The sequence below is a fragment of the Bradyrhizobium erythrophlei genome, assembly GCF_900129505.1.
GTDB lineage: Bacteria > Pseudomonadota > Alphaproteobacteria > Rhizobiales > Xanthobacteraceae > Bradyrhizobium > Bradyrhizobium erythrophlei_D.
This window is the reverse complement of record NZ_LT670818.1, coordinates 2,430,911-2,443,551: the sequence shown is the minus strand read 5'-3', so window position 1 is coordinate 2,443,551 and position 12,641 is coordinate 2,430,911. Positions and strand designations below refer to the sequence as shown.

The following is a 12,641-nucleotide window of genomic DNA, read 5'->3' as shown; positions in this document are numbered from 1 at the left end:
GACCATCCCGGAACGACGGGGCTTAATAAATCGACGGCTCGTCGACCGGCGCGCCGAACGACGTTTCGAGAAAGTCAAAGTCGCAGCCCTCATTGGCCTGCCTGATATGCTTGGTGAACATCCAGCCATAGCCGCGCTCGTAGCGCGGCTCCGGCGGCTGCCATGCGGCGCGCCGTTTGGCCAGTTCCGCTTCCGGGACGTCGAGATTGATGGTACGCGCGGCGACGTCCAGCGTGATCCTGTCGCCGTTCTTCACCAGCGCCAGCGGCCCGCCGATATAGGATTCCGGTGACACATGCAGGATGCAGGCGCCGTAGCTGGTGCCGCTCATGCGCGCGTCCGACAGCCGTACCATGTCGCGCACGCCCTGCTTCACGAGTTTTGTAGGGATCGGCAGCATTCCCCATTCCGGCATGCCCGGCCCGCCCTGCGGCCCCGCGTTGCGCAGGATCAGCACGTGATCGGCCGTGACGTCGAGATCGGGATCGTCGATCGCCTTTTTCATCGCGGGATAGTCGTCGAACACCAGAGCCGGGCCGGTGTGCCTGAGGAAGCGCGGCTCGCAGGCTGACGGTTTTATCACGCAGCCATCGGGGGCGAGATTGCCCTTCAGCACCGCGAGCGCGCCTTCGGCATAGATCGGATTTTCGAAGGAGCGGATGACGTCGTCATTGTAGACCTCGGCGCCCGCAATATTCTCACCGAGCGTCCGGCCGGTTACCGTCAGGCAATCGAGATGCAGATGGTCCCGGATCCGGCTCATCAGGCCCGGCAATCCGCCGGCATAGAAAAAATCCTCCATCAGATATTTGTCGCCGCTCGGCCGCACGTTGGCCACCACCGGCACCTTGCGGCTGGCGATCTCGAAATCCTCCAATCCAATGTCCTGGCCGGCGCGGCGCGCCTGCGCGATCAAATGGATGATCGCATTGGTCGAGCAGCCCATCGCCATCGCCACCGTAATGGCGTTTTCGAACGCCTTGCGGGTCTGGATCCGTCTCGGCGTCAGGTCTTCCCAGACCATCTCGACGATGCGGCGGCCGCATTCAGAGGCCATACGGATATGGCCGGCGTCGGCGGCCGGAATCGACGAGGCGCCGGGCAGCGTCATGCCGATCGCCTCGGCGATCGCGGTCATGGTGGAGGCGGTACCCATGGTCATGCAGGTGCCGTAGCTGCGCGCGATGCCGGCCTCGACATCGACCCAGTCCTTGTCGGAGATTTTCCCGGCGCGCCGCTCGTCCCAGTATTTCCAGGCATCCGACCCCGAGCCCAGTGTCTTGCCCTTCCAGTTGCCGCGCAGCATCGGTCCCGCGGGCAGATAGATCGCCGGCAAGTTCATGCTGGTGGCGCCGAGCAGCAGGCCCGGCGTGGTCTTGTCGCAGCCGCCCATCAGCACCACGCCGTCGACGGGATGGCCGCGCAACAGCTCCTCGGCGTCCATCGCCAGCATGTTGCGATAGAGCATGGTGGTCGGCTTCAGGAACGATTCCGACAGCGACAGCGCCGGCAATTCCATCGGAAAGCCGCCGGCCATCAGCACGCCGCGCTTGACATCGTCGACGCGGCTCTTGAAATGCATGTGGCAGGGCTGCGCGTCGGACCAGGTATTGAGGATCGCGATGACCGGGCGGTCCTTCCACTCCTCGGGCGCGTAGCCCATCTGCATCGCACGCGAGCGGTGGCCGAAGGCACGGAGGTCGTCGGGCGCAAACCAGCGCGCGCTGCGGAGCGTTTCCTGAGGCTTTTTCTTGTCTGCCATGATCACACCTGTTCGAGACCGCTCAGGTCATCTCACAGGCGGTCTATGCCGGGCAAGCCCGCTTTCACGGGTACCGGCGCATGGCGGCCAGTCGTCAGGAAACCAGCGCGGTCGCCGCCAGCACCGCGCTGCGGAAATGTACCGGCACGGCTTAGGGGCCGCCCTGGCATTTTCGTGCAAGCGCGGCGGTCAGGTCGATTCCGCCGTGTGGCACGAGATGACGCGGACGCTGGAACAGCGCCGCCGGCGCGGCGGGTTATCATCCAATTTCCCGTATTTGTACGAGGGGTATATTAAGGGTGTCATATCTTCGAGCTGCTATTCATTGGCAGTGGCCGCGCAAATGCGCCATTTCGCCGGGGGAGCAGCTTCCCCTCGCATTTCCAAATTGCTGCATTTGCGAGGACGGATTCAATGTCATTTCTGAATCTTCGAATCAGCGGCCGGCTCTATGGCGGATTCGCTGCACTGCTGCTGTTCTGCGTGGGCCTTGCCGGCTTCGCGGTATGGCAACTGGGAGAACTCCGCACCCAGGTCGCGGCGATGACGCTGCAGTCCGAGAACACGATCCGGGTGGGCGAAATCGCCGCGAACCTCCAGGCGATTCGGCGCGCGATCCTCCGCTACGCATTCGATCACGACGAGAAATCCTACACCGAAGCCGAAACGCGGTTGAAGACGGCGGGCGATCTTCTGGTGGAAGCCGACAAGACGACCCGGTCCGAAGAACGGCGTGCGACCTACAAAGAGATCGGCAAGGATATCGAGGAACTGAAGGCTAAGCGCCTCGCGCTCGGCGAGGCCGTCAAGCAGGTGGTTGCCGGTCAGGCGTCCCTGTTCACCGACGGCGACAAGATGGCGGAGGACGTCCAGAAATTCGTCGATGCCATAGCAAAAACCGATTCTGCCCCGGGCGCAGCCTTCCTTGAAGCCAAGGTACTTCTGGTTCGCGTCGCGAACTGGCGGATGCTGGCGACCCGTGACGCCAAGGGGCTCGCGACTTTCAAGGCCAACACCGAAAAGGCCCAGGCGCAGATCGCGGTTCTGGAGAAAGCCGACCTGCCCCCGAATCTCGCGGCGCTGCTGGCGAACGTCAAGACCGGTGTTGCCAAATACGCCGAGGCCTTCAACAAGACCGGGCCCAATCTGGTGGCGGGCGATGACATTTACTACAAGGCCATCACGCCCCTGACCGTCGACGCAGTTGGAAAACTCGACGGGGTGAGGGAATCGATCGGGAGGGCTTTCGCCAAGACGACCGCAGATACCGAAGGTCTCATCAGCGGCACCATCACCATGCAGGAAGTGGTGGCCGGCGCAGCCGTCGTGATTGGCCTCTTGATCGCGTTCCTGATCGCGCGCGGCATCATCAAGCCGCTGTCGGGACTGACCTCCGGCATGAAAGAACTCGCGGGCGGCAATTTCGGCGTTGTGCTCCCGGGTCTCGATCGCAAGGACGAGATCGGCGACATGGCGCAGGCGGTCGAGACCTTCAAAGTCAGGGCTGAGGAGAAGGCCCGCGAGGAAGCCGAGGCCAAGGCCACACAGGACCAGATCGCCGCCAAGCAGCGCAAGGCGGACATGATCAAGCTCGCCGATGGCTTCGAAGCCGCCGTTGGCGAGATCGTCGAGACCGTATCCTCGGCCTCGACCGAACTGGAAGCCTCCGCCGGCACGCTGACCTCGACCGCGGCGCGGGCGCAGGAGCTCACCACCATGGTTGCCGCCGCTTCGGAAGAAGCCTCCACCAACGTGCAGTCGGTGGCCTCGGCTACCGAAGAAATGGCGTCGTCCGTCAACGAGATCAGCCGCCAGGTGCAGGAATCTGCCCGGATGGCGGGCGAGGCCGTCGATCAGGCGCGCAAGACCAACGACCGCGTCAGCGAATTGTCGAAGGCCGCCGCGCGCATCGGCGACGTCGTCGAACTGATCAACACCATCGCGGGCCAGACTAACCTGCTGGCGTTGAACGCCACGATCGAGGCCGCGCGAGCCGGTGAGGCCGGACGTGGCTTCGCGGTGGTGGCATCCGAGGTGAAGGCGCTGGCCGAGCAGACCGCCAAGGCGACCGGCGAGATCGGCCAGCAGATCTCGGGCATCCAGGCGGCGACCCACGAGTCGGTCGGCGCGATCAAGGAGATCAGCGGCACCATCGAAAGACTGTCGGAAATCTCCTCGACCATCGCGGCGGCGGTGGAAGAGCAGGGCGCGGCGACGCAGGAAATTTCCCGCAACGTGCAGCAGGCGGCGCAAGGTACCCAGCAGGTCTCGTCCCACATCGTCGACGTGCAGCGCGGCGCCGGCGAGACCGGATCCGCCTCGTCGCAGGTTCTGGCGGCGGCGCAGTCGTTGTCCGGCGACAGCAACCGCCTCAAGCTCGAGGTCGGCAAGTTTCTCAACACCGTGCGTGCGGCCTGATCAACGAGGCCCGGCTCGTTATCGAGCCGAGCCTATGCAACGGCAAAGCGCCGTTCGCCGATCATCATCCTGTAAGCCTCGCCGTTGACGAGGGCCGCTTCCAGATCACAGCCGCCTTGTCGACCTGCCCACCTTCATAGCCCCGATGCGCCGCCGCCTTCGGATCCCCGCTGCCATGCGCCGCCGTATCGGCGAACGAAGTTTCCGCCTTCAGACAAATGCGCAGGCCATGCTGCGTGAAGAAAGGCCCGTCAACTCCGGGAGAATCCCCGAGGTTTAATCGGGAGTGAAACAGAAACCCGTGCAAATACCGGATGCGGTATGAAATCACCGGCGCGGGTTCCATCATTGGCTGAAGCGACGCGAATCATCCGTTGCGAAGCCACGTCCGGCGTCGTCTGCACTGTATCGGGAATAGCAGCAGCGCGATGCGTCGCTTTTTTTCAACAATATGGCGCGCGCGTCGCCGAAGAATGGCTTGCGCGTGGCAGGCAACGGATTCACAACTCAACATTGACATATTTCATGCACCGCGAAAGATTCGCTCTTGGCAAAAATTCTGATCGTCGACGATGACATTGCCGTCCAGACCACCATCCGACTTCTGCTGGAGCGGGCCGGCCACAGCGTTTTCGTCGCCAATGACGGCCGCAAGGGCCTGGCGATCATCGAATCCGGAAAATTCGACATGTTGTTTCTCGATATTTTCATGCCGGGAATGGATGGGCTGGAAGCGATGCGGCTCATTCACCAACAGCAGCCGCTGATGCCGATCATTGTGATCTCCGGCCGCCCGATCGAGCCGGATCCCGCCGCGGGTCCGGACTTTCTGACCATGGCGACCAAGCTCGGCGCCGTCAGCAGCCTGCAAAAGCCCTTCAAGCCAGCCGCTCTGATGGCGGCGGTCGCAGATTGTCTTGACGCCGCGAAGCGCTCATCGTCATCATCGGTTCCAGCGGGGAATATTGCGCCCGGCCCATAATGCCAACACAGCGTCGTCTATCCTGCCCGGCTATGCGCCAAAGGATCACCAGGCGACGCGAGAGTACAGATGACGCTCGCCACCCGACTAGCCATCGCGATGGTCTTGCTGGTTGCGATCGCGGTATCGGCGGTCGGATGGCTGAGCTATCGCAGCCTGGAGCAGGCGCTGCTGCCGCGCGTCCTCGATCGCATCGAGGCTCATTCGCAGCTCGTCGCCGCGGATCTCGAATACTTCGTGGCCGGCGCGCGGGGAGACATCGCAGGCTTTCGATCCTCGGCCGCGTTGAACGGCTTGATCCGCGCGCATTTGGCAGGTGGCGTCGATCCCGTTGATGGCATCTCGGAAAAAACGTGGCGGGAACGGATCGCAGCCCGGCTCTTTGCCGAAATTCAAGCCAACCCTGCTTATGCGATGCTTCGCATCATCGGCCTCGATGACGGCGGGCGCGAGATCGTACGCGTCGACCGCTTCGGGTCCAATGGAGCGCTTCGGATCGTTGCAGAGCCGGAGTTGCAACGAAGAGACGATCGGGCCTATTTCCAGGATTCGATCAAGTTGCGCCCGGACGAATTATACGTATCACCGCTCAATCTGGGGCGGTCCTACGGGGAAATCGAGACGCCGCACAGACCGACGATACGCGTCGCGACGCCGATTTTCACGCCCGACGGCAAACCGTTCGGTGTCGTCATCGTCAACGTCGATTTAGGGCCGGCTTTTGACCGCGTCCGGTCATCGGTGCAGCAGGGCGGGGGGATCTACGTCGTCAATGGACGAGGGGACTATCTCGTCCATCCCGACCCCAGCCGCGAATTCGGCTCGGAGCTGGGCACGTCGACCAACTGGCAGAGCGACTTTCCCTATTTAGCGGCGTCACCCGGGACATTGCAAAGTGTGGTGAACATCGTGCCCGATCAGACCGGGCGGCCGAGCGCGGCGGCGCTCGCTCCGGCCATTCTTGCCGGCAGTGAATGGATCGGGATCATCGAAACCGTTCCGAACGCCGTCTTCATGGCGCCGGCGGCGGCGATCCAGAACACCTCCCTGCTGGTCGGGTTGATCGCGGTGTTGGGCGCGGCCGCGCTGGCCGTGCTCGTCGCGAGCTCGCTGACCCAGCCGATCAGTCGATTGACGGCGGCCGTCGAGGGCATCGGCAAGAACGACCCGCCGCCCATTCCCGTCGATGCGGGCGGAGAGACCGGCGTGCTGGCACGGGCGTTTGCGCGGGTGCTGGGCGAGGCCAACACCAAGACCGAGGCACTGCAACGCGAGGTCCGGGAACATCGCCGGACCGAGGCCGCGCGTGACCACTACGCCGCCCGCGAGCGTCTTTTCAGCGCCGCCGTCGAGTCCTCCAACGACGCCGTCATCACCAAGTCCCTCGACGGCACGATAACCGGCTGGAATCCGGCCGCCGAACGGCTGTTCGGATATACCGCGGCGGAAGCGGTCGGCAAGAACATCGATCTGATCGTACCGCCCGACCGGATCGCGGAGGTGCATGACATCCTGCGCCGGGTCAACTGGGGCGAAACCATCGAGCAATATGAAACGGTGCGCCTGCGCAGGGACGGCCGTCTGGTGGAGGTCGCGCTCCGCATTTCCCCGATCAAGACGCCGTCGGGCGCGATCATCGGTGCATCGAAAACCGCCCGCGACATTACGGAAAGCAGGCGAACCCAGCACGCGCTGCGCCAGCAGATCGAGGAGCGCCGCCGCATCTTCGATACTTCGCAGGATCTGATCCTGGTGATCGATCCCAGCGGCGTGCTGGTCCAGGTGAGCCCCAGCGCCGAAACCATCCTGGGATATGCGCCGGACGAAATGATCGGCCGCAACGCCAGCGAGTTCCTGCTCCCTGACGATCTCGAAATCAGCCGCAAGGAAATGCGGCTGGTCCGGCGCGGACAGCCCGCGCAGAACACCGATTCACGCTACGTCCACAAGGACGGACGGCTCGTGACGCTGTCCTGGATGGGCACCTGGTCGGAGCCGGTCCGGCGGTATTTCTTCGTCGGCCGCGACATGACCGAAAGCCGGCGAGCGCAGGAAACTTTGCGCGAAAGCGAGCAACTGGCACGCGGCATCATCGAAACCGCGCTCGACGCCTTCGTCCAGACCGACGAGAGCAGCAGCATCCTGAACTGGAATTCGGCGGCGGAAAAGATTTTCGGGTGGCCGCGCAAGGACGCCCTTGGGAAAAGCCTGATCGATCTGATCGTCGTAGAAGCGGACCGCGACAGGCTCAAGGCAGGCTTGGAGCGCTTTCGCCGGTCTGGGCAAGACTGGCTTTCCGGAGGCCGCCGCGAAATCAGGGCGGTGCGGCGCGACGGCAAGGAATTCACAGCCGAGGTGAGCGTCACCGCGCTACGCCGCCGCGAGGGCATTGTGTTCAACGGATTCTACCGTGATCTCACCGACAAGATCGCGGCGGAGGACCGGATCCGGCAGTCCGAAAAGATGGAAGCCCTCGGCCAGCTCACCGGCGGCATCGCGCATGATTTCAACAATATCCTGACGGTAATTACCGGAACCATCGAAATCCTGGCGGAGGCGGTCGAGAAGGAGCCGCAGCTCGCAGCCATCACCAGGATGATCGACGACGCCGCCGCGCGTGGCGCGGACCTCACCCAGCATCTGCTGGCGTTCGCGCGCAAGCAGCCGCTGCAGCCACGCGAGGTCGACATCAATACGCTGATCATCGACACCGCCAAGCTGCTGCGGCCCACGCTGGGCGAGCACATCGAGATCGAATCGGTATTCGAAGACGAAGCCTGCGTAGCCACCGTCGACCCCAATCAGCTCGCCACCGCCATCCTCAATCTGTCGCTCAATGCCCGCGACGCCATGCCCAATGGCGGCAAGCTTATCCTGGAGACCGGCTCGGCGTTCCTCGACGAAAATTACGCAAACATCCACGGCGACGTCCGGCCCGGCCGCTACGCCCTGATTGCCGTGAGCGACACCGGGACCGGCATTCCCGCCGGTATCCTCGACAAGGTCTTCAACCCGTTCTTCACGTCGAAGGGACCTGGCAAGGGCACCGGCCTCGGACTGAGCATGGTCTACGGCTTCGTCAAGCAATCGGCGGGGCATATCAAGATCTACAGCGAGGAGGGTCACGGAACGACGATCAAGATGTACCTGCCGCCGGGCACCGGAGCGCTGGTCGCGTCCGAGGCCTCCAACGCGCTGGCGGTACAAGGCGGACATGAAACCATTCTCGTCGTCGAGGACGACAAGCTGGTGAGGGATTACGTGCTGACCCAGCTGCATTCGCTGGGCTACGTCACGCTGGATGCGGCCAATGCGGCGGAGGCGCTGACCGTGTTCGAGGCCGGCAATCAATTCGATCTGTTGTTCACCGACGTCATCATGCCGGGCGCGATGAACGGCCGCCAGCTTGCCAACGAGCTGCAACGGCGCAAACCGGAGCTGAAGGTGCTGTTCACCTCGGGCTATACCGAGAATGCGATCATCCATCACGGCCGGCTCGACACCGGCGTGCTGCTGCTCGCCAAGCCGTACCGCAAGTCGGATATGGGGGCCATGATCCGCAAGGCGCTCGCCACTTGAGGCCGGGATGATCAAGCGTGATCCTGGCCGATCGCGGTAGCTCCGGGTGCGCGTGTTCCGTTCGCGGCGATAGGCGGCGGCGCCCGGCGTCAGGACGCGCGCGGAGTGGTCATCACGATACGGATCAGGTCGGCCGCGTTCCTCGCGCCGAGCTTCTTCATGATGTTGGCGCGATGATCTTCGATCGTACGCGGGCTGATACCGAGCTGACGGCCGGCTTCCTTGTTGGATGCGCCGGAGGTGAACTGCTCCAGCACCTCGCGTTCGCGCCGCGTCAACGGTTCGCGCCCCGGAAAATGCAGCGACGCTACTCTCGACGCTGAACTGTCGGCCTGCCGCCGCGCATACGCCCTGATCGCCTCGTCCAGCCGTCCGACGATTTCGCTGCCGCGGAACGGCTTTTCGATGAAGTCCAGCGCGCCGTTCTTGATGGCCGAGACCGCCATCGCGATGTCGCCTTGCCCGGAGATCATGAAGATCGGCGCGGGATACTCCTCGCCGCGAAGTTCCCTCAGGATATCGAGGCCGGATTTACCGGGAATATGCACGTCGAGCAGGATGCAGGAAGGTGTCCGGTTGCGCGCGACCGCGAGCAGCGCCGCGCCGTCCGCGAAGCAGATCACCTGATAGCCACCGGCCGACAAGACCACGGAAAGCGTTTCGCGCACAGCAGGATCGTCGTCGACCACGAATATTTCGCCGCGCGAGGGTGGTGTTTCGGTCATGTACCATCGTCCATAGACAGTGAAGAGATGACGGACTGATGTAACGACGCATACGCTGATATCAGAGTCGTCGTCCCCACCCGTATTTGTACGGGACCGCGACTTAACGCACAAGTAGCGGTGGAGGCATAAAAAGCCCGGTAAAGGAGACCTCTCATGCACAACGCAGCAGGCGGCGGAACCTCGGCTCGTAATGAGGACCTCCATGAGGCGATCGGTTCCGATCTCATGTCGCTGATCGCGCACGTCCAGGCCAGCATGCAACGGATCGAGCAGGCCGTCCCCGACGATGTTCCCCTCGGCTATTGGGAAACCGGCACCAATATATTCGTCCTGGATGACGTCACGCCGCGTTACGCGGGCGCGCGTGCGGCATTGAAAACCTGCGAAGCCCATCTCGGCGCAGCCTTTCTCCTACTGCATGCTACCAGGACACCGCAGCCTGGAATTAAGACGGCCGGTACCGCGCCGCACCTCGATCGCTGGAGCGGTTGCGCCTGAGGCGCCCGATGACGGTGCCCCAACATGTCGGCTCCCCGTTTCGTTCGTTCAGGCCGGACCGCGGCCGGGGCCGCCTTCGCCGCCACGATCGGATTTGCCTAGGCTCGGCGATCGGCGGACAGACGCGTCAGATTTTGATCGAGCGCAAGGCGCCTCGAGACGTTGACGCGATGAAAGCCGCATACCAGCGGCCACCGCTCATCCCCCGAGCTTCAGCGGCGTAAAACGACGGGCTGAAATTCGACCGGTGTCTTTAGCAATTGTGCGGGATTTGTCGGGCTTGTTCCGCTATGCAGTCGCGCTACGCGTTATGCCATCATGGTGTCCTGGGGCGAAGCCGCGCCCGCCCGCTTTTTCTTGTTCTTGCCCTTCAGGAACTGGACGTCGATCTCGGTGCCGTTGACGCGAACCAGCTCGCATCGGCGATAGGCAAGCCCCGTCGATGACAGCAGGAGAAAGAACTCCTTGAGATTGAGGCCCTGGATCGAGCCCTCGACGGTGAGGATGGCGTCATTGTCCGATATGGCGTTAAGCAGACAATCGCGGCGCCAGGTACCGTCGATGCCCATGATGCAGACGCCATATCCGCGACTGAAGGTCACGCGTTCCGGTCCTTTAGCGTCGTCTGCCATTTGTCAAAGCCCTGCCACCGCCGACACCTTCGGCGAGGCGCCGCCGGACGCCGGCATTTTCGCCGGCGCCGGGCGCACGCCGCTCGGCCGATAGAGACCGCGCCGATCGGGAAACGGCTTGAAGACGTCAGTTAGCCCGACCACCGTCTCGGCCGCGCCGAGCACGAGAAATCCGTCCGGCTCCATCTGCTTGGCAAGCCGGTTGAAGATGTTGATCTTGGTGTCCTGATCGAAATAGATCAGAACGTTGCGGCAGAAGATCACGTCGAACGTGCCGAGCTGGGAAAAATCGTGCAGCAGATTGAGCTGGCGATGCTGCACCATGGCGCGAAGGTCGGCGTTGATCTGCCAAAACTCGCCGGTCTGCTTGAAGTATTTGACCAGCAACTGGATCGGCAGGCCGCGCTGCACCTCGAACTGGCTGTAGATGCCCGCCTTGGACTTCTCGAGCACTTCCTGCGAAAGGTCGGTGGCGATGATTTCGACCCGCCAGCCGCTCAGCGCCCCGCTCATTTCCTTCAGGCACATCGCGAGCGAATAGGGTTCCTGACCCGTCGAGCCGGCGGCGCACCAGATCCGGATGCTCTTGCGGCCGGCGCGAGCCTGCAGGATTTCGGGCATGATCGAATCGCGGAAGTGATCGAACGGAACCTTATCGCGGAAGAAGAAGGTTTCGTTGGTGGTCATGGCTTCGACCACCTGGGTGACGAGCGAGGCGGACCCATCCTTCATTTTTTGCACGAGTTCGCTGATGCCGGCGATGCCGGCCTTGCGCGCCAGCGGCAGCAACCGGCTTTCGATCAGATACTGCTTGTCGGCAGACAGATCGAGACCGGAATGGTCTCTCAGGAGTTTGCGCAGATATTCGTAGTCGGGCGGGGTCACGGGCGGCCTCTCGAAACGAAATGTAATGATTTCGGACGGACATCGCTGGGCGATTTCACCATGACGCGAATGTCAATTTTCCGGGTTGTGCGCGCCGATGACGGGCAAGGCATCCGGCGGCGCGGATAGCCGCCCCTCCGGGTGCAACCGGAACGAGGATTTTTCCCCGCGTTTGGTTCAATAGTCATGACTTGACGCAACCTGATACGGCTTATGAGACGTGGAACCGGCCTAGACCGGCACCGTAACCTCGATCAATCCGACTTCCCGGAACTTCGCGGCGACGATGTCCTTGTCGAACGGCTTCATGATGTATTCGTTGGCGCCCGCATCAAGCCCACGCGCAATATGATCAATCCCGTTTTCGGTAGTGCAGAACACCACCTTGGGCTGGTCGCCGCCAGGCAGCCGGCGCAGATTGCCCAGGAACTCGAAGCCATCCATGACCGGCATGTTCCAGTCGAGCAGGACGGCGTCGGGCAGTCCGCACTTGCAGACTTCCAGCGCCTTCTCGCCGTCCTCGGCCTCGGTGATCTCGAAATCCATCTCTTCCAGAATTCGCCTCGCGATTTTCCGGATGACGGTCGAGTCATCGACGACAAGACATGTTCTCATTTCGGGCTTCTCCCAAATGGGGCGTTGCGATCGCAACTCAAAGCTAGGCTGCCAGCACGGTTTTCGGCACGATTTCGAGGACGCGATCGACATCGAGGACGACCATGAGCTGACCGTCGAGACGATGCACGCCGCCGGCGAGCTTGGCCATGCGGGGATCGAGGTTGACGGGATTTTCCTCGCGGCCCGCGTCGGGAAGCCTAAGGACCTCGCCGATCTGGTCGATCAGCAGGCCGTAGGACTCACCGCGCAGGTCGACGCCGACCGCCATCGGCGGCTTGCCGTCGTCGGCCCTCGGCAGTCCGAGCCGGGCGCGCATGTCCACCACGGTGACGATGCGGCCGCGCAGATTGAGCACACCGGCGATCTCGCCGGGCGACAGCGGCACCCGCGTCAGCCGTTCCGGCATGAACACGTCCTGGACGCGGGAGATCGGCAGCCCGAACAGCTGGCCTCCGATCATCGCGGTGACGTATTCGGCGACGGCGCCTTCGGTCAAGTCGGTCTTGCTGGTCATGCTTCAGATCCTTATGCCCGGGCTG

At 63.0% G+C, this 12,641-nt stretch carries 11 protein-coding genes; 4 read left to right on the top strand and 7 right to left on the bottom strand.

Features of this window, described 5'->3' with window-relative positions; genetic code table 11:
- Positions 1-22: 22 nt before the first annotated feature.
- Positions 23-1,762 (bottom strand): L-arabinonate dehydratase, encoded by a 1,740-nt coding sequence (gene araD, locus B5525_RS11530; RefSeq protein WP_079566120.1) that lies wholly within the window; start codon positions 1,760-1,762, stop codon positions 23-25.
- A gap of 414 nt (positions 1,763-2,176) precedes the next feature.
- On the opposite strand from araD, the gene B5525_RS11525 reads away from it, so the two are divergent.
- Positions 2,177-4,180, top strand: coding sequence for a HAMP domain-containing methyl-accepting chemotaxis protein (locus B5525_RS11525; RefSeq protein WP_079566119.1), 2,004 nt, complete (start codon positions 2,177-2,179; stop codon positions 4,178-4,180).
- A gap of 64 nt (positions 4,181-4,244) precedes the next feature.
- Here the strand turns inward: B5525_RS11525 and B5525_RS11520 are convergent, their stop codons facing one another.
- Positions 4,245-4,529, bottom strand: a complete 285-nt coding sequence (locus B5525_RS11520; RefSeq protein WP_079566118.1) for a hypothetical protein — start codon at positions 4,527-4,529, stop codon at positions 4,245-4,247.
- Positions 4,530-4,727: 198 nt separating this feature from the next.
- Here B5525_RS11520 and B5525_RS11515 point away from each other — a divergent pair, with 198 nt between their 5' ends.
- Positions 4,728-5,162, top strand: coding sequence for a response regulator (locus B5525_RS11515; RefSeq protein WP_079566117.1), 435 nt, complete (start codon positions 4,728-4,730; stop codon positions 5,160-5,162).
- A 69-nt stretch (positions 5,163-5,231) separates the two neighbouring features.
- Positions 5,232-8,741, top strand: coding sequence for a PAS domain S-box protein (locus tag B5525_RS11510; protein WP_079566116.1), 3,510 nt, complete (start codon positions 5,232-5,234; stop codon positions 8,739-8,741).
- Positions 8,742-8,830: 89 nt separating this feature from the next.
- On the opposite strand, the gene B5525_RS11505 is transcribed toward B5525_RS11510, so the two are convergent.
- Entirely contained in the window at positions 8,831-9,466 is a 636-nt protein-coding gene (locus B5525_RS11505; protein WP_079566115.1) for a response regulator transcription factor, read from the bottom strand.
- A 156-nt stretch (positions 9,467-9,622) separates the two neighbouring features.
- Here B5525_RS11505 and B5525_RS11500 point away from each other — a divergent pair, with 156 nt between their 5' ends.
- Positions 9,623-9,967: a hypothetical protein gene (locus B5525_RS11500; protein WP_079566114.1), complete on the top strand. Its 345-nt coding sequence runs from the start codon at positions 9,623-9,625 to the stop codon at positions 9,965-9,967.
- A gap of 308 nt (positions 9,968-10,275) precedes the next feature.
- Here B5525_RS11500 and B5525_RS11495 read toward each other — a convergent pair whose 3' ends face one another.
- The 4 genes from B5525_RS11495 to B5525_RS11480 all read right to left on the bottom strand — a co-directional run bounded on the left by B5525_RS11495 (position 10,276) and on the right by B5525_RS11480 (position 12,616).
- Entirely contained in the window at positions 10,276-10,599 is a 324-nt protein-coding gene (locus tag B5525_RS11495) for a pilus assembly protein PilZ (RefSeq protein ID WP_079566113.1), read from the bottom strand.
- 3 nt (positions 10,600-10,602) lie between these two features.
- Positions 10,603-11,484 carry a CheR family methyltransferase gene (locus B5525_RS11490; RefSeq protein ID WP_079566112.1) on the bottom strand — a complete coding sequence of 294 codons (882 nt, stop codon included), beginning with the start codon at positions 11,482-11,484 and terminating at the stop codon, positions 10,603-10,605.
- Positions 11,485-11,715: 231 nt separating this feature from the next.
- Complete coding sequence (locus B5525_RS11485) at positions 11,716-12,099, bottom strand: response regulator (RefSeq protein ID WP_079566111.1); 384 nt, start codon at positions 12,097-12,099, stop codon at positions 11,716-11,718.
- Positions 12,100-12,142: 43 nt separating this feature from the next.
- Positions 12,143-12,616 carry a chemotaxis protein CheW gene (locus B5525_RS11480; protein WP_079566110.1) on the bottom strand — a complete coding sequence of 158 codons (474 nt, stop codon included), beginning with the start codon at positions 12,614-12,616 and terminating at the stop codon, positions 12,143-12,145.
- Positions 12,617-12,641 lie beyond the last annotated feature (25 nt).

Excerpts from the sequence above, each read along its gene's own strand:
- B5525_RS11500 (WP_079566114.1), top strand. The coding sequence starts at position 9,623 with ATGCACAACGCAGCAGGCGGCGGAACCTCGGCTCGTAATGAGGACCTC.
- B5525_RS11480 (WP_079566110.1), bottom strand. The coding sequence starts at position 12,616 with ATGACCAGCAAGACCGACTTGACCGAAGGCGCCGTCGCCGAATACGTC.
- B5525_RS11495 (WP_079566113.1), bottom strand. The coding sequence starts at position 10,599 with ATGGCAGACGACGCTAAAGGACCGGAACGCGTGACCTTCAGTCGCGGA.
- B5525_RS11525 (WP_079566119.1), top strand. The coding sequence starts at position 2,177 with ATGTCATTTCTGAATCTTCGAATCAGCGGCCGGCTCTATGGCGGATTC.
- B5525_RS11485 (WP_079566111.1), bottom strand. The coding sequence starts at position 12,099 with ATGAGAACATGTCTTGTCGTCGATGACTCGACCGTCATCCGGAAAATC.
- B5525_RS11520 (WP_079566118.1), bottom strand. The coding sequence starts at position 4,529 with ATGATGGAACCCGCGCCGGTGATTTCATACCGCATCCGGTATTTGCAC.
- B5525_RS11505 (WP_079566115.1), bottom strand. The coding sequence starts at position 9,466 with ATGACCGAAACACCACCCTCGCGCGGCGAAATATTCGTGGTCGACGAC.
- araD (WP_079566120.1), bottom strand. The coding sequence starts at position 1,762 with ATGGCAGACAAGAAAAAGCCTCAGGAAACGCTCCGCAGCGCGCGCTGG.
- B5525_RS11510 (WP_079566116.1), top strand. The coding sequence starts at position 5,232 with ATGACGCTCGCCACCCGACTAGCCATCGCGATGGTCTTGCTGGTTGCG.